A 22589-nucleotide genomic window follows, 5' to 3' on the forward strand; every position below is an offset into this window, starting at 1 on the left:
ACCCTATTATGCCGCTGCTCACCACTGCTGCAATTTCTCTTGAAATGGTTGCCCGACATGGGTCGATCCGCAAAGCTGCGGAGTTGATGAACACCAGTCCCTCAGCTTTAAACCGTCAAATTATTAATCTTGAACATGAATACGGTCAGATGCTGTTCGACCGGCTGCCACGCGGTATGCGCCCCAATAAAGCAGGGAAAATTTTGATCACACAAATCCGCAAATGGCAGCTCGAAACGGTCAATATTGATGCGGAACTTGACGGATTGCGGTCGGACCACAACGGCACAATTCGTGTTGGTGTTATGGAATGCTTGGTTGCTGAATTCTTGCCATCGGCGTTTCGCGAGCTGCGCAATCGGTTTCCCCATGTCAAACTTGAAGTGCTGGTCGGCGGAACAGAAGCGATCCTAGGTCACATTAAAAAAGGCACGGTCGATCTTGCCGTGGCATTCAACACGCCCAAGGACAGCGGGGTCAGTATTGTGTGCACCAGTCACCTTGCGCTTGGCGTTATTGTCGCGCCGTCACACCCTTTGGCAGTTAAAACATCTATAAAAATCGAAGATATCGCGGATCAAGACTTTGTCTCGGCTGACCCTGCGTTGACCATCGGATCGCTGACCGAAAGCATTTTCTTGCGCCAACATGCCTCGGTCCGCAAAATCGCCAGCGCAAATTCCATCGCTTCGATCAAAACCTTGGTTCAGGACGGGATGGGGCTGTGCATCTTGACCGAGTTAGATGTGCGTGAAGAGGTCAAAAAGGGCGAGCTGTGTTTCATCCCGCTGTCTCTGGCACATTTTTCCACATCGCTCTCGCTGTTCTGCCGCGATCCAGATGCGTTAACTGATGTTGGAAAGGCCATGAGCACAATTATAGTCGCGCAGATGCAAGCCCTAGAGGTTTAGACTGACGGGGCCTTTGTCGTTTCAACTCAGATGTTGAAAGCCCAGTTTAAGCGCCGATATGCGATTTCAACAGGGTCGCAAAAACATCGGGCTGTTCGACGCATGGCAAATGCCCAGCGGTGTCAATTTCGCAAAATGTTGCCGTTTGAATGGCATCCGCAGTCGCTTTCACCAATGCGGGCGGAGTCGAACTGTCTTGCGCACCAACAAGTACCAGCGTGGGTTGCGCGATATCTGCCAGCGCGTCCCTATAGTCTGCGTCGCGAATGGCGGCGCAGACCTGAGCATAACCTTTGGCAGGGGTGCGCTCTAACATCATGCGCCACATCGCGAAATCTTCGGTCTCGCGATAAGCAGGGGCAAACCAGCGCGATAAAATCGTATCCCCAATCGCGGCAATCCCATCGGTCAGAACCGTCTCTATACGTGGATTCCACACCTCGGGTGAGCCGATTTGAGCGGCTGTATCTGACAAAACCAGATGGGTCATGGCCTGCGCGCCCTGTGTGCGGCGCACCGCAAGGCGCTGCATGATCAGCCCACCGACGGACAGACCGACGCCGATAAAGGGGCCAATGTTGTGGTGATCCAACAAGATTTCAACATCGTCTGTCATCGTTTCAATGCTCAGCGTTTCAGCCATTGTACTAAGTCCATGACCCCGCTTGTCGGACCGCAAAATGCCCCAGCTGTTTGGCAGGCGATGAATGACGCGGTCCCAAACCCTTAGGTCGGTCCCCAGCGAGTTTGAAAAGACCAGCGTTGGAGCGCCACTTTGGGGGGCACGATACCCGTGGTAAATACCGTTGAATGTGGTGAAGGTTTCAAAGATCATCGGCATTTCCTTGTGGATACCAGTCGCCCAAAGTGTCGTTTTCAGGCATGAACAACAAGAGCTTCAGAGTGATGGCGTATGATCACTATTGATAAGCTCTAATGTTTTGTTTGGCTTGGGTATATGTATTCAATGACAAAACTGCCAGAAAAATGATGTGCGTTTTCTGCGCGCACGCCCCTAAAACGCGGCAGCACGGCCCTTTTAAATGCAATCTGATCGGCGCCTTCTTTTCTGATGGTCCTATTTATTGCTCAGCAAAGCCGTCAACGTGTCAGATAACCCAGATGACTCTTTTGCCACGGGGCGTTTGAATGCCCCTGTTTCTGGCGCACGCGGATTTTGACGGCACATCGCCTCGGCCATACCAACCGCAGCAGCGACACCTTCAATCACAGGCACTGGAATGCGATCTCTCACACGGCTGGCCAACCCCGCAAGAGGTGCGCCTGCGGTGATAATGACCTCTGCACCGTCTTCTTGAATGGCGCGCAAAGACAGGTCGACAAGCATGTCTTCAAAGTCGGATTGCACGGCGTTGACATCATTGAACGGCTTATCAAGCATCCGAATACTGGCAAGACGGTTGTCCATTTTGTGCCACTCAACGCATTCACGATACCAAGCTTGCAAATTGGTCGAAAACGATACGATAGAAAAATTACGCCCTAATGGGCAGGCCATCAGCATTGAAGCCTCGGCCAGTCCAATGATCGGGATCGAAAATATCTCACGCAAGGCACTGAGGCTTGGGTCGCCAAACGCCGCCAGCACCACTGCATCCCATTCATGTTCGCGCTCTGCGATCACTTCCAACGCGATTTGCCCCGCGATTAAAGCCTCGGTGCGGGTGGCGATATAGGGCACGCCGTAGGGCGCTGTGATGAATTCAAGTTCGGTGTCTGCGGCCGCTGCACGCCGCGCCACGGCTGCGATTTTGTCGGTGACGCCTTGGGACGTGTTTGGGTTGAGAACAAGAATTTTCATACCAGATTTTCCTTATGTGCGAGCGACGGCCAATTTGTCTGCCATGGAGTGCTTTGTTCGATCTGTTGTGCAAGACTTAAAAGCATCGCGTCTTGGCCAAAGTCGGATGTAAACTGAACGCCAATTGGCATGCCTGACACGCCATGTTGCCCCGGAATGCTGATCGCAGGGTGGCCTATGGCATTGACCCATCCTGAAAACACAGCAGAGCCGCGCGGCCCAGACGGCCCGCCGTTAATATGTGTCGGAAATGGCATTTCTGTCGACCAAGGCATCGCAGCCGACGACGGCGTCATGATGATATCCACGCTGTCAAACGCCATGGCAGCCTGATTGCGCAGTGTGTCTATTATTTCAATAATTTCAAGCAGGTGCGGCGCATGATACGATTTGTGCGCCCAGTCGACGTATTTCGGTGATGCTGTTTTGGCCATGTCAGGATTGCGCTGCAGCAACAAAGCAAGGCCGATATCCGCGATGGTTGTCCAGCGCTCGTAAAGGGGGCGCACATCAACAGGTAAGGGACCAAAAGATACGTCATGTCCAAGGGATGCCAAAGTATCAGTCATGGCTCGAAAACTGCGGGTGATCTCTGGGTCTACTGGCGCATTGTCAATGATTTCGACTGCAAGAATGCGCAAGTTTTTAGGGGCCTCATCCAAAGTTGCACAAAAACTGGGCGCGCCAAACCGCATCGAACGATGATCCCGCCGATCAGGGCCAGAAAGCGCATCCAAAAGCATGGCTTGATCGCGCACGGACCGCGTGATGGGGCCGACAGTTTCCATATCTAACAAAAGTTGCGGCAACCCGTTGCCGCGGGGAACACGCCCTATGCTGGTCTTCATGCCGACAAGGTTGGTGTAGCTCGCGGGGCGACGCACAGACCCGCCACCGTCCGTCCCGACAGAGCATGGCGACAGTCCCAAAGCGACGGCGGCGACACTGCCACCGCTTGATCCGCCTGGAATTTTAGTGGTGTCCCAAGGGTTGCGAGTGACACCGAAAATCGGATTTTCGGTGACCCCCTCGACGGTAAACTCGGGCACGTTGGTCTTTCCCATGAACACCACGCCTGCTTGTCTTAGCCGTTCGATCGGGATCTCGTCGCTTTCAGGGATATAATCGGCAAAAAGCGGGCTGCCCCATGTTGTGGGCATTCCAGTGGCGTTGAGATTGTCTTTTATGAGCATCGGAATGCCATCCAACGGTCCCAAAGCACGCCCTTGCGCACGGCGCAAATCGCTTTCTTTTGCTTCATCCAAAGCCTGTGGATTTAGATAAACTACCGCATTGACTGCACCATTTAAATCATTGATGCGACTACGATACTGCGTCAACAAATCCTGTGCTGTGGTCTCGCTTGATGCCAGCATCGCACTCAGCGCCCATATGTCGTTTTGCCAAATCTCAGACATCAAACATACCCTGCAAAGAACAGCGCGATTGCGGGGATAAAGGTGACCAATAGGATCACCACAAGTTCACAGGCGATAAATGGCAAGGCCCATTTTGCTGCCGTCTCAAAGGGAACTTTTCCCACTTTTGCAGCTAAAAATAACCCGACTCCGACAGGCGGTGTCAAATGCGCCATGGACAGGTTCACCGTCATCAGCGCGCCAAAGTGGATCAAATCCACATCCGCAGCAACAAGGCTGGGCTGTACCATTGGCACCAAAAGATACATCGCGGCTACAGGTTCCAAGAACGCGCCAGAGATGATCAAAAGCACGTTGATCATCAACAAGATCACATGAGAATTTCCGCCTGACCAATCCATCAAGTTTTGCGTCACAGCAGCGGCCAGACCTTGAGTCTGCCAAATCCACGCAAAGACCGACGAACAGGCGATAATCATGACAACAACGCCGATGGTTTTGCCTGACGCGCACAACATATCTGGATAGTCGGACATCTTGATTTTGCGGTACACCAAGCGGTCAATTGCAAAGAGATAAACAACAGCCACGGCGGCGGCTTCGGTGGCGGTGAACAGACCTGTGTAAATTCCGCCAAGCACGATTACGGGCGCCATAAGGCCCCAAGCGGCATCTTTGAGCGCCTCGAAAAACTTGGCCCAAGTCCGTTCAACAGGGACGCCACGATAGCCGTTTTTGACGGATATCAAGAATGTGCAGCTCCCTAAAATCATCAACATCAATAGGCCAGGGCCGATGCCTGCGAAAAAGAGTTTCGGAATAGATTGTTCGGTGATCACACCGTAGATGATCATCCCTAGGCTGGGTGGAATAACAACGCCAAAGGTACAGCCCGCTGCAACCACAGCAACGGCGAAAGGTCGAGGGTAACCGACCTTGGCCATGGCTGGAATTAAAAAGCTCAGGGCGGCGACAGTCGCGATATTTGACCCAGACATGGAACTGATGATTGCGCCTGTGGCAAGCGTGGTCAACGCCAACCCTCCGGGCAGAGACCCAAGCACGATTTGCGCCAAATTGACGATGCGTTCAGATATACCTGTCCGCGTAATCATCGCCCCCGCTACAATAAACAGGGGTGTGGCAAGCAGGGGGAAGCTGTCGAGAGAGCCGCCTAAAATGTAGGGCACGACCGACAAAGGTGCCGCATCCATGAACACAATCACGAACAAAGCGCCAAGCCCGAGGGCTGCGAAAATTGGCATGTTGAACAGCAAAAGAACGATGAAAACGAGAAATCCAACGACGCTGGGGTTTGTTAGAAATTCCATGGCTTAAGCCTCTTCATCAATTATAAAGTCGAGATCGGGACTAAAGCTGCCCAGAAAAAATCCCTGACAGGCCCGCAACACGGCAATGGCAAAGGCAATCATCATGCCCGCATTGATTGTCCAAATCGGAATTTCGGTTGTTGTGCTAATTTGCCCACTTTTAAATGATCTGGCCGTGGACACCCATGTCATAGATACAAGGTAGCAAAGAAAGATGATCACCCCGATGGTGACCGCGCATTCAATGACCTTGCGGCCGCGTGGTCCAAACCTATTGGCGATCAAAGGAATGCCTGCGTGTTCACCGGTTTTCATCCCTGCAGCAGCGCCGATGAGCGCGCCCCAGATAAAGAAAAAACGTGACAGTTCTTCGGTGAATGCAATCGCGTAATGGAAGACAAACCGCGACAAAACGCCGGAAAAAATCATCAACACGATCCCAACAAGAAAGAACGTGATGATGTATTTTTCCAAAGTGTCCAGCAGGCAATTTGCCTTGGCTATGCCAGTTCGTATGCCATTCATGACATTTCCTTTGCTTGGTGATTTTGGCAGACCCTGTGAGGGATCAAAACCCAAGAGTGAAAGGTCGGCGGGCCCAGTTTTGACGACCGCCGACATTACTTTTTGTGACAGTTGTTTTAGTTGGCTGCTGCTACCGCTGCTTCGACAGTTGAGACAAGCTCTTCGCCAATTTCGGCTTTGAAGTTGTCATAGATTGGGGCTGCGATGTCTTTAAAGCTGTTCAATTCCGCTTCGGTTGGAACATAGATATCAGCACCTGCTTCTTTCATCTGCGTGATGTAGCCGGCGTCCTCAGCTGCAGCGGCTGCGCGCTGTGCTTTCATGCCTTCCAATGCGGCGGCGCGCACGATGGCTTGATCTTCTTCGCTCAGGCCCGCAAGAAAGCCTGTGTTCGCAATCATGCCCACAGATTCAAACGAAAAGTTGATCATAGAAATTTTCGGTGCAACTTCGTAAAACCGCTTGGCATAAATTAAAGGCGTTGTTGCAACGCCGCCATCAATGGCACCGGATTGCAGGGCTGAAAAGATTTCAGCAAAGCTGATTGGGGTAGGGACCGCACCAACGGCTTCCCAGCTTTTGACAAAGATCGGATTGCCAGGGACGCGGATTTTGACGCCATCAATACCCTCTGGTCCTGTCACAGTTTCGCCTTTTGAATACAGCTGAAAGAACCCGCCATCGCCCCATGCCAGAGCTTCCAAGCCCACATCATTCAAGCTTTTCGATAGATCTTGCCCCACTGGGCCGTCCATCACGCTCATTGCGACTTCGGCGTTGGGGAATATCCAAGGCATTGCAGTGACTAGGAATTCTGGCTTGAGTTGCGACAACCAGATTGTTGTTTTCATGATGATATCGACTGCGCCAGCCTGTGCCATCTCAAGTTCCACGCGGTCATTGCCCGTGACGATTGTGCCGTTTGGATAGATTTCGACAGTGTGTTCGGTTTTGTCTTCGACGATAGATTTAAAGGTGTCGGCGGCAACCAACCAGTTGGATGTTTCTGGCACTGTGGTCGAAATTTTGATGGTGTCAGCCTGTGCTGCACCCGCGGATGCGAGCAATGCGATTGAGGCAAGTGTTGTCTTGAACGTTTTCATGTTTGGTTTCCCATTGTTGGTGGCCGAAGCCTTGTGTTCGGTCCTGTTCCGGACCTTTTGTGTCTTTATTGATCGTCTGTGATTTCTTGAAATGGGCGGCTGCGGGCGATGAATTCGCCATGGCCTTTGCGCCCCGTGTACTGTTTTCCGTCCCACACAACTTCGCCGCGCGACACTGTGTAGGCAGGCCATGCACCAAGAACGCGCCCCTCATAAGGAGTGTAATCAACGGCGTGATGCAGGGCGTCATTTGTGATGGTGACAGGTTGATCGCCCCAGATGACCAAGTCGGCGTCAGACCCGATGGCCAGCGTTCCCTTGCGTGGATACAGGCCATACAGTTTGGCGGGATTGGTCGATGTGAGTTCGACAAACCGCGTGACAGGAATGCGCCCCGTCAACACGCCCTCAGAATACAGCAGCGGCAAACGTGTTTCCAAACCGGGAATGCCATTTGGAATATGGTCAAAGTCGACCTCACACCCATTGGGTTTTTTCCCTGCCGCGTCGTCGTATTTGAAAGGCGCATGATCCGAGGAAAAGACACTGAACAGCCCATTTTCCAAGCCGCGCCAAACGTGTTTTTGATTTTCAGGATCACGTGGGGGTGGGCTGCAGACGCATTGCGCGCCTTCATATTCGCCGTCCAGCCCAAGGTCTGCCGCAGTCAAAAACAAATATTGTGGACAAGTTTCTGCGTGAATGTTTACACCACGGGCTTTTGCCATCTGAATTTGTTCAATCGCCTCAATGCCAGACACGTGCACGATCAGTAGTTGTACATCGACCAATTCGGCCAAAGAAATCGCGCGATGCGCCGCCTCGCGTTCCACAATGGCGGGGCGGGCATCTGCATGATAGCGCGGGGCAGTGTGACCGCGTGCTTTAAGCCGCTTGGTCAACCATTTGATGCAATCGGAGTTTTCCGCATGGATCATAGGCAACGCACCGTGGCGCCGCGCGATGTCCAAGACATCTAAAATTTGTCCATCGTCAAGTTTGAGATCGTCATAGGTCATGTAGATTTTGAACGAGCTATAGCCCTTGGCAATCAGCTCTGGCAGCTCACGATCCAAAACCTCTGGCGTTGGGTCGCTGACGATCAAATGAAAGGAATAATCAATGCAAGATAGATCCCCAGCGCGTTGGTGATAGTCTTCGACTGCGGCAATCAGGCTTTGGCCTTTTTCTTGTGCAGCAAAGGGAATAATGGTTGTTGTCCCGCCACAAGCAGCCGACCGCGTGCCCGTTTCAAAATCATCTGCCATCCGCGCGGGTGGGGCGAGCGGTTGATCCAAATGGCAATGCGCATCGACCCCACCGGGGGTGACAGTGCGGCCTTTTGCATCGATTTCACGCGTGCCTTTTGCCAATTTTTTACCCAAACAAACAACAACACCATCTTTGATTGCGATATCGGTTTCAAAGACATCCGCGGCTGTGCAAAGCTTCGCATTGCGAATGACAAGATCAAAGGCTGTGCCAGTGCCATCGTTTTGGTGTGGATTTAAAGGGGCGCTTTTAAAAGGCATTGGGATACTTTCGGCATTATTGTTAACTTATGGCTACAAATATGTCGACAATAACGTCAATCATGTTGTTATTTATTTTTGTGCATTTCGTCGAAAATTTCGTGGACAGAAGGTCATCTGCCATTTATTTAATCGTTCACAATGGTGCTGGATAAGCAAAACCGAATTGGGTCTCGAAAATTATGCTAAAGAATGATGTCGACAAAGAAGAACCGAGTCGCGACCTGTATCATCAGGTTTATCTCGCAATCCTCGAACACAGATTGCCGCCAGGAACAAAGCTTGGCGAAGACAAGTTGGCGAAGATTTTCAATGTCAGTCGTGCTCGGGTGCGCGAAATTTTAGCACGCCTGTCACATGAAGGCGTCGTTGAGCTTGTCCCACAAAAGGGCGCTCATGTTGCCAGACCCAGCCCAAAACAGGCGCGCCACGTTATGGAAATGCGCCGATTGATCGAGCCGGGCATTGTGCGCAAATTGATCACATCGCTGGATGATGAAAAGCATGCAAAGCTGTTGGCCCATCTCGACGCCGAAACAACGGCACGGCGCGACGCGGACACTCAGGCGATTATCCGACTGTCTGGGGATTTCCACTTTTTGTTGGGCGATCTGTGCGGCAATGAATTTTTGGCGCGCAGTATTCGTGAGCTGTCAACGCTGACCTGCCTCATCATCTATCTCTATGATGCCCCGACAAGCGATGCTTGCCGCGATGACGAGCACGCCGAAATCGTGAATGCTGTGGTCGCTAAAGATGCTGATTTGGCCGCAGAGTTGGTCACCCGCCATCTTGATCATATTGAGGCAAGCCTGAAATTGAGCGATGGGGTGCAAGTCGTAGATATCGAACAGGTGTTCTCACAGATATCTGCCAAGCCAAACGCAAAGGGGTAGGGCGCGGTTGGCGTTAGGTGAATTTGCGGAACAGTTTTGTTTGGTCAAACATTTCCTCTAAATGCTCCATCCGCTCTTTGGTTTCATCCCAGTTCAGATTTTGCACGGAAGAGATCATTGTCTCGACCAAAAGCATCGTGGTCGTAGTCGAGTCCCAAGCCGAGGGCGCGATGATCCGGCAGCTAAAGGTGATGTCCGCCAGATGATGCACGGGTGAACGCCATTGGTCGGTGAACAAAACGATTTTGGCACCCCGCGCATGGGCAATTTCAGCCAGCTTAAGGGTGTTGTTTTCATAGCGGCGCACATCAAAAATGACAAAAACGTCATCCTCTTTCGCATTCAATAGATAGTGCGGCCAAGTGCTTGAGGTGGATTGTACATGGGTCAAATTGGGTCGAATGACCTGCATGTGCATAAAGAAATATTCGGCCAGAGTATGCGTGATCCGCCCACCTGCGATGAAAAGGTGACGCGATGGATCTGCAACCAATGCGCAGGCCTCGTCAAAAGCATCGGGGTCAATCTGCCCTAAAGTCAGACGGATATTGTCGATCACGGCGTCTGTAAATCTGTTCAACAGATGTTCTGACGGGGCGGCTTCGGCCCATGTTTCGTGTTTGGCAATCGGGCCTTTTGCTTTGGCCCGCAATTCTTCGCGCAGCTCAGATTGAAAGTCGGGATAGCCCTTGTATCCAAGCTTTTGCACCATGCGCGCCACGGTGGGCACAGACACGTTTGCGTCTTTGGCCAGCGCCGACAAAGGCCCCAATCCAGAGGCAGGATAATTTTCAAGAATAGACAGGGCCAACTGGCGCTCTGCGCGTGTCAGGTGATCCAGTTTTTCCTGAATGCGATCAGATATTGTCTGTGCCGCGTCCGTCATCCGTGCCTCCATTTTGTTCACTAATATACCATATCAATCGAGACTGTTATATTTTTTTCACAATTTTATTGACAGTTGCCCTGTCGAGCAAGCACCTTGGCTTCAAGGAGCCAAGATGAATCACTCAAAAAATGTTCTCGATAGCGATACGGTTACTGTGCTCAACCCTGAGGGGCAGTGCTCTGTTGTGGTGGTCTGCGAACATGCGAGTTGCTTTATTCCGCCTGCGTTCAACGATCTTGGATTGAGCGAAGATGCGCTGCAAAGCCATGCCGCATGGGATCCCGGTGCGCTGGCTGTGGCGCAAGGTTTGTCTCAACGTTTGGGAGCCACATTGGTCGCCTCAAACGTGTCGCGCCTTGTCTATGACTGCAATCGTCCACCGTCTGCCGTGGATGCGATGCCGCAAAAAAGCGAAGCCATCGTTGTGCCGGGCAATGCGAACCTGACGCCTGAGCAACGCAGCGAGAGAGCTGGCAAGTATTATGAACCATTTAGGGCCACTCTTGCTGGTGTGATTGCAACTAAATCAGCGCCAGTATTGGTGACTGTGCACAGCTTTACCCCGATCTATTATGGCCAGCAGCGCGCGGTCGAGATTGGCATCTTGCACGACACAGATGCACGTCTTGCACAGGCAATGATGGATATCGCACCATCGTACATACAGAATAAAGTTGAGCTAAATCAACCTTATGGGCCAGAAGATGGCGTGACACATACGCTAAAAGAACACGCGCTCGACGCGGGGTATTTGAACGTAATGTTGGAAATTCGCAACGATTTGATCCAAAGTGCGCAAGACCAAGATACGATGGCCACGCGTATCGCCGCTTGGGTGGCTGAGGCGCTGGTCTCTTTGCAAGGGGACACGCAATGACTGGGGCGATGCAGTGGTATATTCGGGGTGTCGATGCGGTAAACTACCGTCTCGGGCGCATCATGATGTACGGTATCTTTGTACTGATGGGCGTTTTATTGTGGTCTTCGATCAGTAAGACGTTCTTTTTGCCATCGCTTTGGACGCTGGAAATGGCGCAGTTTATTATGGTCGCTTATTACATGTTGGGCGGGCCGTATTCGATCCAGCTTGGATCAAACGTGCGCATGGATTTGCTGTACGGTGAATGGTCCGCGCGTAAAAAAGCATGGGTCGATCTGTTTACCGTGCTGTTCTTGATTTTCTATCTTGGTGTCTTGCTCTACGGCGCGGTCAGTTCGACCGCTTATTCTTTGGGCTACTGGGGCACCGAACCATTTTCATTCTTTGGTGGCCTGATCACAGGCTCAGAAGAAATTGGCCGTATGGAACGCTCGTCCACCGCTTGGCGACCCTATATGTGGCCAGTCAAAACTATCATGATCTTGGGCATGTTCTTGATGCTGCTGCAATGCGTGTCTGAACTGTTCAAAGATGTCCTCCGTATCAAAGGCGAAACCATCTGATGTCCTATGAATTGATCGCCACTTTGATGTTCTCAACCATGATGCTGATGCTGCTCACAGGGCAGCGTGTTTTTGGTGCTATCGGGTTTATAGCTGTTATCGCATCTTTGCTGCTTTGGGGCGACAAGGGCGGCTTTGACATCGGATTTTCTGCCGCGATGAAGCTGATGAAATGGTATCCACTTTTGACGCTGCCGATGTTTATTTTCATGGGTTATGTCCTGTCGGAAAGTAAAATTGCAGACGATCTTTACAAGATGTTTCATGTTTGGATGGGCGGTCTGCGGGGCGGTTTAGCCATTGGCACGATTGGCCTGATGGTGCTGATTTCTGCGATGAACGGCCTAAGCGTAGCTGGTATGGCCATTGGGTCGACAATTGCGCTGCCCGAATTGTTGAAGCGCGGCTATGACAAACGCATGGTCACTGGGGTTATTCAAGCGGGGTCCAGTTTAGGCATCCTTGTGCCGCCCTCGGTTGTCTTGGTGCTGTATGCGATGATCGCTCGCCAACCCGTCGGCCAGCTTTGGTTGGCTGGTGTCGTGCCGGGGCTGATGATGGCCGCTCTTTTCATCATCTATATCGTTGTACGCTGCCGGATCAATCCGGTGCTTGGCCCCGTGTTGGATGCCAGCGAACGCGACATACCACGGGCGGAAAAGATGCGCCTGTTGCGGGCAGGTTTGCTGCCGGTCATCATTTTCGCCGTCATGATGGTGCCTTTTGTGCGGGGCTGGACATCGCTTGTTGAAAGTTCTGCAATCGGTGCTTTGGCTGCTTTTGCAGCTGCCGTGATCAAGGGGCGCATGACTCGCGAGGTGTTTGAAAACTCCGTGCGCAATACGCTTGGCATCACCTGCATGTTCATGTGGATCATCTTGGCCGCTCTTGCGTTTGGTGCGGTGTTTGATGGGCTTGGCGCGGTGAAAGCCATCGAGGGCGTGTTCACAGAGCGTTTGAACCTAAGCCCTTGGATGATTTTGATTTTAATGCAGTTGAGCTTTATCATCATGGGCACATTTTTGGACGACACAGCCATGCTGGTCATCGTCGCGCCGCTTTATGTGCCGCTGGTGGGCGAGCTTGGGTTTGATCTGATTTGGTACGGTATCTTGTACACGATCACCACGCAGATCGCCTATATGACGCCGCCCTTTGGCTATAACTTGTTCTTGATGCGCGCCATGGCGCCGCCCGAGATTTCCTTGCGCGATATCTATTCCTCGATCACACCATTCGTGTTGATCATGGTGTTCGCGCTTGTGCTGGTCATGCTGGTTCCTGGCATTGCCACATGGTTGCCTGATTACGTTTACAACAAACCATAAAAGAGCCGCCAAAAGGTGGCCATCCCCCAACAATGGAGAGAAGATATGACATCTAGACGCAAGTTTATTCAAGGGGCCGCAGTCGCCCCCGCCGCAGCGGTTTTGGCCTCACCAGCCTTGGCGCAAAGCACAATTAAATGGCGGATGCAAACCTATGCAGGGGCTTCTTTGGCCGCTGAGGTGATTGTGCCAGCTGTTGAAATGTTCAACAAAATCGCGGGCGACCGCATGCAGATCGAATTGTTTTTTGCGGACCAACTGGTTCCAACAGGCGAATTGTTCCAAGCCATGCAGCGCGGCACAATCGATGCTGTACAATCTGATGACGACTCTATGGCGTCGCCAACGGATGTCACAGTGTTCGGCGGGTATTTCCCGTTTGGCTCACGCTATTCACTCGACGTGCCTGTGCTGTTCAACCAATACGGTCTGAACGAAATCTGGGACGAAGAATATTCCAAAGTCGGCGTGAAACACATTTCTGCTGGCGCGTGGGATCCTTGCCATTTCGCCACCAAAGAACCAATCCGTTCTTTGGAAGACCTTAAAGGCAAACGCATCTTTACCTTCCCAACTGCGGGTCGTTTCATGAGCCAGTTTGGCGTGATCCCTGTGAACCTGCCATGGGAAGACATCGAAGTTGCGATGCAAACAGGCGAACTTGACGGCATCGCATGGTCTGGCATCACCGAAGACTACACAGTTGGTTGGGCCGACGTGACCAACTACTTCTTGACCAACAACATTTCTGGCGCATGGGCAGGGTCTTTCTTTGCCAACATGGATCGTTGGAACGAGTTGCCAGAAGACTTGCAAACACTGTTCCGTGTATGCTGTGATCAATCACACTACAAACGTCAGTGGTGGTACTGGGGTGGCGAAGCCGACCTGCGCGTCAACGGCACTAAGATGGAACTGACATCTATTCCTGACGAAGAGTGGGCCACTGTTGAAGCGGCAGCTCAAGTGTTCTGGGAAGAGATCGCAGCAGAATCTGATGTCAAACGTCGCGTTGTGGATATCTTTAAAAAGTACAACGCTGACATGGTCAAAGCAGGCCGCCCATACCGTTACGGCTAAACTGGCTTAAGACTGTTAAATTATTCTTTGGAGGCGGTCTTTGACTGCCTCCAAACCTTGCAAAAAGAGTGAACAAAAATGCCCAGTACTTTGACATTTGACGACCTGAAATCCCAAGTAGCAGCTGGGTCTATTGACACAGTTTTGGCGTGCTTTGTTGATATGCAGGGCCGGTTGATGGGCAAGCGGTTCCACGCTGTAAATTTTGTGGAAACCTCTTTTAAAGAAACACATTGCTGCAATTATTTGCTGGCCACGGATTTGGAAATGGCCACGCCTGATGGCTATGCCTCGACCAATTGGCAATCTGGCTACGGCGATTATGTGATGAAACCCGATCTTGCCACGATCCGCCCGCTGCCGTGGCTTGAAGGCACGGCTTTGGTGTTGTGCGATATTTTGGATCACCACGAAAACCCCGTCTCACATTCCCCGCGCGCGATGTTGAAAAAGCAGATCAAACGGTTGGAAGCTTTGGGCTATGAAGCCAAAATGGCGACCGAGCTGGAATTCTTTTTGTTTGAGAAAAGCTTGGATGAAATCCGTAAAAGCGGTTTTCGCGATCTACAGCCAATCTCTGGCTACAATGAAGATTACCACATCTTGCAGACGACTAAAGAAGAGGGCGTGATGCGGCCAATCCGTAACCACCTTTTCGCGGCAGGTCTGCCGATTGAGAACACAAAAGGCGAAGCCGAAGCAGGCCAAGAAGAGCTAAACATCCGCTATTCCCCAGCGTTGGACTGCGCCGATTATCATTCGATTGCCAAACATGCGATCAAAGAAATTGCTTGGCAACAAGGCCGCGCGGCAAGCTTTTTGCCCAAATGGCATAAGGACCGTGTTGGTTCATCCAGCCACGTTCATCAATCACTTTGGCAAGACGGCGAAGCTATGTTCTTTGACGCGTCAAAACCGCATGGTAAATCAGATTTGATGAGCCACTATATGGCTGGCCTGATCAAATACGCGCCTGAGTATACCTATTTTCTGGCTCCTTATGTCAACAGCTATAAACGCTTTGCCAAGGGCACTTTCGCGCCAACAAAAACTGTTTGGTCGGTCGACAACCGTACCGCAGGCTTTCGGTTGTGCGGCGAAGGCAGCAAAGGCGTACGTGTTGAATGCCGCATCGGCGGCTCTGATTTGAATCCGTATTTGGCGCAAGCAGTGATGCTGGCTGCTGGGATCAAAGGGATTGAAGACGCGTTAGAGTTGGCCCCCGCGACAACGGGCGACGTGTACGAAGACGCCAAAGCAGCCGACATTCCGCAAACACTGCGCATGGCGACCCAAACGCTACGCACATCGGCATTCTTGCGCGAGGCCTTGGGGGACGACGTTGTCGATCACTACACCCGCGCCGCTGAATGGGAACAAGAAGAATTTGACCGTACCGTGACCGATTGGGAAATCGCGCGCGGTTTTGAAAGGGCTTAAGCCAATGACCATCCAATGTATTTCGCCCATCGACGGGTCCGTATACGCCACGCGTGACACCCTGACCCAAGCCCAAGCCGAGGCCGCAGTGGCCCGCGCAAAATCCGCGCAAACCGCATGGGCGGCGCGCCCTTTGGCAGATCGCATCGCTTTGGTGCAAGCAGGCGTTGCCGCGGTCGGTGCAATGAACGATGAGATCGTGCCCGAGATCGCATGGCAAATGGGGCGTCCTGTGCGCTACGGCGGCGAATTTGGCGGATTTAACGAGCGGGCCAGCTATATGGCCAGCATCGCCGAAGACGCTTTGACCGACACCGTTATTGAAGACAGCGACGCCTTTCGCCGCGTGATCAAACGCGTGCCGCATGGGCTTGTTTTGGTCGTGGCCCCTTGGAACTACCCGTTTATGACCGCGATCAACACCGTCGCGCCTGCGCTGATTGCGGGCAATGCTGTGATGCTCAAACACGCCTCGCAAACGCCACTTGTGGGAGAACGTATGGCGGCAGCGTTTCATTCTGTTGGCATCCCTGAGGATGTGTTTCAAAACGTGTTTTTGGACCATTCAACCACATCTGCATTGATCGCGGATCGTGCTTTTGGCTTTGTGAATTTCACCGGCTCTGTCGGCGGCGGCAAAGCGATGGAAGCTGCGGCCAGCGGCACATTCACAGGCATCGGTTTAGAGCTTGGCGGCAAAGATCCGGGCTATGTAATGGATGACGCCAATTTGGATGCTGCCGTGGACACGCTCATTGACGGTGCGATGTTCAACGCGGGACAATGTTGTTGTGGGATCGAACGCATTTACGTGCATGAAAGCCTGTTCGACGCTTTTGTCGAAAAAGCTGTGGCGATTGTGAATGGCTATGTGCTTGGCAATCCTTTGGAGTCAGAAACCACGCTTGGCCCGATGGCGCATGTGCGTTTTGCCGATGAGGTGCGCGCGCAAACTGCCGAGGCGATTGCCGATGGCGCGACCGCGCACATTGATCCTGCGCTTTTCCCGAAAAACGGTGGCGCGTATTTGATGCCGCAGATTTTGACCAACGTGACCCATGACATGCGTGTGATGCGCGAGGAAAGTTTTGGTCCGGTTGTGGGGATCATGTCTGTCAAAGATGACGCGGAAGCGATCCGTTTGATGAATGACAGCGACTTTGGTTTGACCGCATCTTTGTGGACCCAAGACCTGACGCGCGCAGAAACTATTGCAGAGCAAATTGAAACGGGCACTGTGTTCATGAACCGCGCGGATTATCTTGATCCTGCGTTGTGCTGGACGGGCTGCAAAGACACAGGCCGCGGTGGCGGGCTGTCAATGATCGGCTATCACAACCTGACACGACCCAAGTCGTTCCACTTTAAAAAGGCTTAAGAATATGAGCATCACCGCAAATTGGTCTTATCCAACTGCAATTCGTTTCGGCGCTGGCCGTATTTCCGAGATCGCGGACGCCTGTGCTGTGGCTGGGATTAAGAAACCGCTTTTGGTCACCGATCGCGGCTTGGCCACTATGGACATCACCACCAAAACGCTTGATCTGCTTGAGGCTGCGGGCCTTGGCCGTGCGATGTTCTCGGACGTTGATCCAAACCCGAATGAAAAGAACGCTGAAGCTGGCGTGAAAGCCTATAAAGACGGCGGCCATGACGGGGTTGTTGCCTTTGGTGGCGGCTCTGGTTTGGATCTGGGCAAGCTCGTTGCATTCATGGCGGGGCAAACGCGCCCTTTATGGGATTTCGAAGACATTGGCGATTGGTGGACACGTGCAGACGCTGATGCCATCGCGCCGATTGTTGCTGTGCCAACCACGGCTGGCACAGGGTCCGAAGTGGGGCGTGCATCGGTCATCACCAATTCCGAAACTGAGCAAAAAAAGATCATCTTCCATCCTAAATTTTTGCCAACCGTAGTGATTTGTGATCCTGAATTGACTGTTGGCATGCCCGGTTTCATCACGGCGGGCACGGGGCTGGATGCCTTTGCGCATTGTGTCGAAGCGTTCTGTTCACCGCATTACCACCCGATGTCGCAAGGCATGGCGTTGGAAGGCATGCGTTTGGTCAAAGAATACCTGCCGCGCGCTTATGCTGATGGCACTGATATCGAAGCTCGCGCGCATATGATGTCGGCTGCGATCATGGGTGCCACGGCGTTTCAAAAGGGTCTTGGTGCGATCCATGCTTTGTCGCATCCCATCGGCGCGATGTATCACACGCACCACGGCACAACGAATGCGATCTGTATGCCGGCTGTGTTGCAATTCAATAAGCCTGCTATTTCAGGCGTGATTGAAGATGCTGCGAATTACCTTGGTATTTCTGGCGGTTTTGATGGGTTCTGCGCCTATGTTGACGAACTTAACGCGTCTCTTGGCATCCCTAAAACTCTGTCAGAGTTAGGCATCGAGAACCCTGATATCGACCGTATCGTTGCAGGGGCTTTGAGCGATCCAAGCACAGGTGGTAATCCGGTGGAAATGACTGCAGAAAACACCAAGCAGTTATTGTCGAATATCGTGTAATAGACCGCAAGCGATCCATTGGTTTCAGGGGCAAAGAGCGTCAGAAACCAATGGGCTGCCTGCTGGTTTCATACATCGGAATGAGGTCGCCTTTGGCGGCCTTTTTTATGTGGCCTATGTGTTATCGGGCCATGTCACGCCCATTACCTCGCGTCTTGGTTATGGCCACTCATTTACTGCGCCCAAGGGCGGTTTCCCCTGTGGATGATTCTGTGCCTAGTGCATCATTTTGCGGAAAAGATATGCATCTTTGGCTGGGCTAAGGGGCTGTTTTTAAGTCCAGTTGCGAATACAGGCCTTTCAGTTGAGAATGGTTCGCAACTACTTGACAATCCCTAAGCTGTGGCCTCTACAGATGAGGAATACCATCTTTAGGAGCTACCAATGATGTCTCGTTCCATGATCCTGAATTCTTTGAAATCTGCCGTATGTTTGGCGATCCTGATGGGCACCAACGCAGCGTACGCAGGCGAGCGCCTTAAGGTCGTGACCACCTTTACGGTCTTGGCTGAAATGGCGCAGAATGTTGCGGGTGAGGCGGCAGATGTCGTATCTATCACCAAACCTGGCGCGGAAATTCATGGGTATCAACCGACGCCGCGCGACATCGTGCGCGCATCAGATGCCGACCTGATTTTGTGGAATGGTTTGAACTTGGAACTGTGGTTTGAACAGTTCTTGAACAACCTTGGTGACATTCCTTCTGTGACCTTGACCGACGGCATCGAACCCATTTCAATCGCGGCGGGATCTTACGAGGGGCAAGCCAACCCACATGCATGGATGGGGCTAGAGAACGCTTTGATTTATGTCGATAATATCGAAGCGGCGCTTGTGGCTGCCGATCCCGAAAATGCAGCGATTTATACCGACAATGCAGCACGTTACAAAGACGAAATTCGTGCCACCATTATGCCGCTCAAAGCCCAATTGGCCACGCTGCCTGAAGACAAACGTTGGCTGGTGACCTGTGAAGGCGCGTTTAGTTATTTGGCGCGCGACTTTGGACTGCAAGAGTTGTATCTTTGGCCAATGAATGCCGACCAAACGGGCACACCGCAACAAGTACGCAAGGTGATCGACGGCGTGCGTGATCATGATATTTCAGTGGTTTTCTGCGAAAGCACAGTCAACACGTCGCCCGCCGAACAAGTCGCTCGTGAAACGGGGGCGGCCTATGGCGGCGTTTTATATGTCGACAGTTTGAGCAAAGCAGACGGCCCTGTGCCGACCTATTTGGACCTGCTTAAAGTCACCACACAAACCGTTGTGAATGGGCTGACCGCTCAATAGCTTTCTAGATACCGCGTTTTTAAAGGACAATTTCCGTGCCTATGACCGAAGATAAATTTCAAAATCATACAGATGCGCAGTCCACACCAACCGTGGGGGATGGGATTTCAGCCAGCCATGTCACCGTGACCTATCGCAACGGTCATATGGCGCTGCATGATGCCAGTTTTGACATTCCGCGCGGCACGATTACGGCGCTTGTGGGCGTCAACGGTGCGGGGAAATCCACACTGTTTAAAGCTATTATGGGGTTCGTGCCTGCCGCCAATGGCGAAATTCGCCTGCTGGGAAAAACCGTCAAAGATGCGTTGCGTGAAAATCTGGTGGCTTATGTTCCCCAAGCAGAAGAGGTCGATTGGGCCTTTCCCGTTTTGGTGCAAGACGTTGTTATGATGGGGCGCTATGGCAAAATGGGCTTTTTTCGTCGCGCCAGCAAAGCCGATCATGCCGCAGTGGACGAAGCGCTGCGCCGTGTGAATATGCTTGATTTTCGCACCCGTCAAATTGGTGAATTGTCAGGCGGGCAACGCAAGCGGGTGTTCTTGGCGCGTGCTTTGGCACAAGACGGGCAGGTGATTTTGCTTGATGAACCGTTTACGGGCGTGGATGTAAAAACCGAAGAGCAGATCATCACGTTGTTGCGTGAGCTGCGCGATGAGGGTCGTGTGATGTTGGTGTCGACCCACAATCTTGGCTCTGTGCCAGATTTTTGTGATCGCACCGTTTTGGTCAAAGGCACCGTACTGGGCTATGGTTTGACCAAAGATGTGTTCACGCACGACAATTTGGAACGCGCTTTTGGTGGGGTCTTGCGACATTTCACTTTGGGGGGCGATGAATTGCACGACGATGATGACACGCGAGAAGTGCGTATTATCACCGATGATGAGCGACCTTTTGTGATGTACGGCGATAAAGCCGATACGCGAAAAGAAGACGCATCATGATTGATCTGCTGATGGAACCCTTTACCTACAACTACATGTTTAACGCAATGTGGGTGTCTGCGCTTGTGGGTGGCGTTTGCGCATTTTTATCGTCTTATCTGATGCTTAAAGGATGGTCCTTGATTGGTGATGCGCTTAGCCACTCTGTGGTGCCCGGCGTTGCGGGGGCCTATATGCTGGGGCTTCCCTTTGCCTTGGGCGCTTTTATCGCCGGAGGACTGGCCGCAGGTGCAATGCTATTTTTGTCTGAGCGATCGGGGCTTAAAATTGATGTGATCATCGGTATTATTTTCACATCATTCTTTGGGCTTGGCCTGTTTATGGTGTCACTGTCGCCTATGTCGATCAGCATTCAAACGATCATTATGGGCAATATTTTGGCCATCACCCCCGAAGATACGCTGCAATTGGCGATCATCGGTGTCGTTGTTTTGACAGTGCTTTTGGCCAAGTGGAAAGACCTAATGGTAGTGTTTTTCGATGAAACGCATGCCCGTTCGATCGGCTTGAAGCCTGAGCTGCTCAAGGCGGTGTTTTTCATGCTGTTATCTGCTGCGATTGTGGCCGCGATGATGACTGTGGGCGCATTTTTGGTGATCGCTTTGGTGGTCACGCCGGGGGCTACGGCGTATTTGCTGTGCGACCGGTTCCCGCGCTTGATTGTGCTGTCTGTCATCATCGGTGCAGTGACCAGTTTTGTCGGGGCCTATGCGAGTTATTTCTTGGATGGCGCGACAGGCGGCATCATCGTTGTGTTGCAAACTGCACTTTTTGTCGTGGCGTTTATTTTCGCCCCCAAGCACGGTATTTTGGCCAGCAAACGCATTGCCCGAGATGCCATAGCCACACAAACCAAAGCTTTACGCGCAGGAGACGTCCAATGATCGATACGCTGTTGCAGCCGTTTCACTTCGCGTTCATGCAAAACGCGTTTTGGATCATCTTGTTTATCGCACCGCCTTGCGCGCTTTTGTCGTGCTTTTTGGTGCTCAAAGGTTGGGCTTTGATGGGCGATGCCGTCAGTCACGCGACGCTTCCTGGGATCGTTTTAGCGTGGATTTTGGGGCTGCCTTTGATCGTTGGTGCTTTTGCTGCGGGCATGACCTGTGCTGTGGTCACGGGGTATCTGTCGGATCACAGTCGGGTGAAAAAAGACACCGTCATGGGGGTGGTTTTTTCTGGCATGTTCGGGCTTGGCATCATCATGTACACGTCGATCACCACCAATGAGCATCTGGATCATGTGCTGTTTGGCAATATGCTTGGGGTCAACGCGCAAGATCTGTGGACGGCTGGCATCATCGGCGCGGCGGTGACGCTGCTTTTAGGGCTCAAATGGAAAGATTTGCTATTGCATGCGTTTGATCCCGCACAGGCGCAAGCGTCGGGGTTGAACACTTGGTTGCTGCATTATGGCCTGTTGGCTGGGCTGTCGTTGACCATCGTTGCGACGCTCAGTGCCGTTGGTTTGATCTTGGCCGTGGCGTTGCTTGTGACCCCCGGAGCTATCGCTTTTTTGGTTGCGCGCAGCTTTGGCCCCATGATGATTGTTGCCGTTTGCAGTTGCGCCTTTTCCATGGTCGCAGGGACCTACGCCAGTTTTTATCTCGACAGTTCGCCTGCACCTACGATTGTTTTGATCATGACGGGGTTGTTTGTCATAGCCTTTGTTCGTCGCCTTCGGATCACACGCCGGATGTCTATGATGGCGGCAACCGCAGGGCACTAAAGTTTCTCTGGTCTTGTGTTAAAAAATAGCAATAGAATTGTCATATTATTGTTAGTCAGCGCTCTTAACCCTATAGGGGCAGCCAATCTGAGCTGCCTGTGCAAGGGGCTTTTGACATGGTTGAACTCAATCCTTTTTCTTTTGTCTTGGACTGTTTGTTTGGACCCCAAGCGCGCTATGAACAGGTGTCCAAGCGGATGATTTGGAACGTCTTGAAGATAGGCACACCGAAAACTTAATGTGCAGGGCGCCAAGGGTGTTCTCACCGATAAGCTGCTTAGGTTGTTCGCTGCTCACTTTATAAAACGCCCGACAGATTTTATATCGTGGCGGGTTTTGTGCATTTAAAGCGGAATTTTGAACTTACAGTAGATGTCATTTTGCAAAAAAAATGCCTGACGTAAAAGATCAGA

21 protein-coding genes are annotated in these 22589 nt (G+C 52.0%); 13 read left to right on the forward strand and 8 right to left on the reverse strand.

Annotation, left to right across the window (positions count from 1 at the left end; genetic code table 11):
• Positions 1-8: 8 nt before the first annotated feature.
• Positions 9-911: a LysR family transcriptional regulator gene (locus BM025_RS15755; RefSeq protein ID WP_085850020.1), complete on the forward strand. Its 903-nt coding sequence runs from the start codon at positions 9-11 to the stop codon at positions 909-911.
• A 46-nt stretch (positions 912-957) separates the two neighbouring features.
• Here the strand turns inward: BM025_RS15755 and pcaD are convergent, their stop codons facing one another.
• From pcaD to hydA, 7 genes are all read right to left on the reverse strand, one after another.
• Complete coding sequence (pcaD, locus tag BM025_RS15760; RefSeq protein ID WP_085850021.1) at positions 958-1746, reverse strand: 3-oxoadipate enol-lactonase; 789 nt, start codon at positions 1744-1746, stop codon at positions 958-960.
• A gap of 243 nt (positions 1747-1989) precedes the next feature.
• The gene (locus BM025_RS15765; protein WP_085850022.1) at positions 1990-2733 is read right to left on the reverse strand and encodes an aspartate/glutamate racemase family protein; all 744 of its coding nucleotides are present in this window, start codon (positions 2731-2733) and stop codon (positions 1990-1992) included.
• Complete coding sequence (locus tag BM025_RS15770) at positions 2730-4151, reverse strand: amidase (protein WP_085850023.1); 1422 nt, start codon at positions 4149-4151, stop codon at positions 2730-2732. Before BM025_RS15770 ends, BM025_RS15765 begins: the two co-directional genes overlap by 4 nt.
• Positions 4151-5443 carry a TRAP transporter large permease gene (locus tag BM025_RS15775; RefSeq protein WP_085850024.1) on the reverse strand — a complete coding sequence of 431 codons (1293 nt, stop codon included), beginning with the start codon at positions 5441-5443 and terminating at the stop codon, positions 4151-4153. The genes BM025_RS15770 and BM025_RS15775 overlap by 1 nt, the downstream gene beginning before the upstream one ends.
• Positions 5444-5446: 3 nt before the next feature.
• Positions 5447-5968 carry a TRAP transporter small permease gene (locus tag BM025_RS15780; RefSeq protein WP_170842209.1) on the reverse strand — a complete coding sequence of 174 codons (522 nt, stop codon included), beginning with the start codon at positions 5966-5968 and terminating at the stop codon, positions 5447-5449.
• 116 nt (positions 5969-6084) lie between these two features.
• Positions 6085-7071 carry a TRAP transporter substrate-binding protein gene (locus tag BM025_RS15785; RefSeq protein ID WP_170842210.1) on the reverse strand — a complete coding sequence of 329 codons (987 nt, stop codon included), beginning with the start codon at positions 7069-7071 and terminating at the stop codon, positions 6085-6087.
• A gap of 65 nt (positions 7072-7136) precedes the next feature.
• Positions 7137-8603, reverse strand: a complete 1467-nt coding sequence (gene hydA / locus BM025_RS15790) for a dihydropyrimidinase (protein ID WP_085850027.1) — start codon at positions 8601-8603, stop codon at positions 7137-7139.
• A gap of 182 nt (positions 8604-8785) precedes the next feature.
• Here hydA and BM025_RS15795 point away from each other — a divergent pair, with 182 nt between their 5' ends.
• Positions 8786-9499: a GntR family transcriptional regulator gene (locus BM025_RS15795; protein WP_085850028.1), complete on the forward strand. Its 714-nt coding sequence runs from the start codon at positions 8786-8788 to the stop codon at positions 9497-9499.
• A 13-nt stretch (positions 9500-9512) separates the two neighbouring features.
• On the opposite strand, the gene BM025_RS15800 is transcribed toward BM025_RS15795, so the two are convergent.
• On the reverse strand, positions 9513-10385 hold the full coding sequence (locus BM025_RS15800) for a MurR/RpiR family transcriptional regulator (RefSeq protein WP_085850029.1): 873 nt from the start codon (positions 10383-10385) through the stop codon (positions 9513-9515).
• A 115-nt stretch (positions 10386-10500) separates the two neighbouring features.
• On the opposite strand from BM025_RS15800, the gene BM025_RS15805 reads away from it, so the two are divergent.
• The 11 genes from BM025_RS15805 to BM025_RS15855 all read left to right on the forward strand — a co-directional run bounded on the left by BM025_RS15805 (position 10501) and on the right by BM025_RS15855 (position 22176).
• A complete protein-coding gene (locus BM025_RS15805) occupies positions 10501-11265 on the forward strand; it encodes an N-formylglutamate amidohydrolase (RefSeq protein ID WP_085850030.1) in 765 nt (254 codons plus the stop codon).
• Positions 11262-11831: a TRAP transporter small permease subunit gene (locus tag BM025_RS15810; protein WP_085850031.1), complete on the forward strand. Its 570-nt coding sequence runs from the start codon at positions 11262-11264 to the stop codon at positions 11829-11831. Before BM025_RS15805 ends, BM025_RS15810 begins: the two co-directional genes overlap by 4 nt.
• Entirely contained in the window at positions 11831-13159 is a 1329-nt protein-coding gene (locus BM025_RS15815) for a TRAP transporter large permease (RefSeq protein WP_085850032.1), read from the forward strand. The genes BM025_RS15810 and BM025_RS15815 overlap by 1 nt, the downstream gene beginning before the upstream one ends.
• Before the next feature lie 45 nt (positions 13160-13204).
• Entirely contained in the window at positions 13205-14239 is a 1035-nt protein-coding gene (locus tag BM025_RS15820) for a TRAP transporter substrate-binding protein (RefSeq protein WP_085850033.1), read from the forward strand.
• Positions 14240-14317: 78 nt separating this feature from the next.
• On the forward strand, positions 14318-15679 hold the full coding sequence (locus tag BM025_RS15825) for a glutamine synthetase family protein (protein WP_085850034.1): 1362 nt from the start codon (positions 14318-14320) through the stop codon (positions 15677-15679).
• A gap of 4 nt (positions 15680-15683) precedes the next feature.
• Positions 15684-17057, forward strand: coding sequence for an aldehyde dehydrogenase family protein (locus tag BM025_RS15830; protein WP_085850035.1), 1374 nt, complete (start codon positions 15684-15686; stop codon positions 17055-17057).
• A 4-nt stretch (positions 17058-17061) separates the two neighbouring features.
• Positions 17062-18207 carry an iron-containing alcohol dehydrogenase gene (locus BM025_RS15835; protein WP_085850036.1) on the forward strand — a complete coding sequence of 382 codons (1146 nt, stop codon included), beginning with the start codon at positions 17062-17064 and terminating at the stop codon, positions 18205-18207.
• Between the two features lie 444 nt (positions 18208-18651).
• Complete coding sequence (locus BM025_RS15840; RefSeq protein ID WP_280139350.1) at positions 18652-19500, forward strand: metal ABC transporter substrate-binding protein; 849 nt, start codon at positions 18652-18654, stop codon at positions 19498-19500.
• 41 nt (positions 19501-19541) lie between these two features.
• Positions 19542-20447, forward strand: a complete 906-nt coding sequence (locus BM025_RS15845; RefSeq protein WP_085850037.1) for a manganese/iron ABC transporter ATP-binding protein — start codon at positions 19542-19544, stop codon at positions 20445-20447.
• On the forward strand, positions 20444-21331 hold the full coding sequence (locus BM025_RS15850) for a metal ABC transporter permease (RefSeq protein WP_085850038.1): 888 nt from the start codon (positions 20444-20446) through the stop codon (positions 21329-21331). The genes BM025_RS15845 and BM025_RS15850 overlap by 4 nt, the downstream gene beginning before the upstream one ends.
• The gene (locus BM025_RS15855; RefSeq protein ID WP_085850039.1) at positions 21328-22176 is read left to right on the forward strand and encodes a metal ABC transporter permease; all 849 of its coding nucleotides are present in this window, start codon (positions 21328-21330) and stop codon (positions 22174-22176) included. Before BM025_RS15850 ends, BM025_RS15855 begins: the two co-directional genes overlap by 4 nt.
• Positions 22177-22589: the final 413 nt, after the last annotated feature.

The sequence above is a fragment of the Pacificibacter marinus genome, assembly GCF_900109555.1.
Lineage (GTDB): Bacteria > Pseudomonadota > Alphaproteobacteria > Rhodobacterales > Rhodobacteraceae > Celeribacter > Celeribacter marinus_C.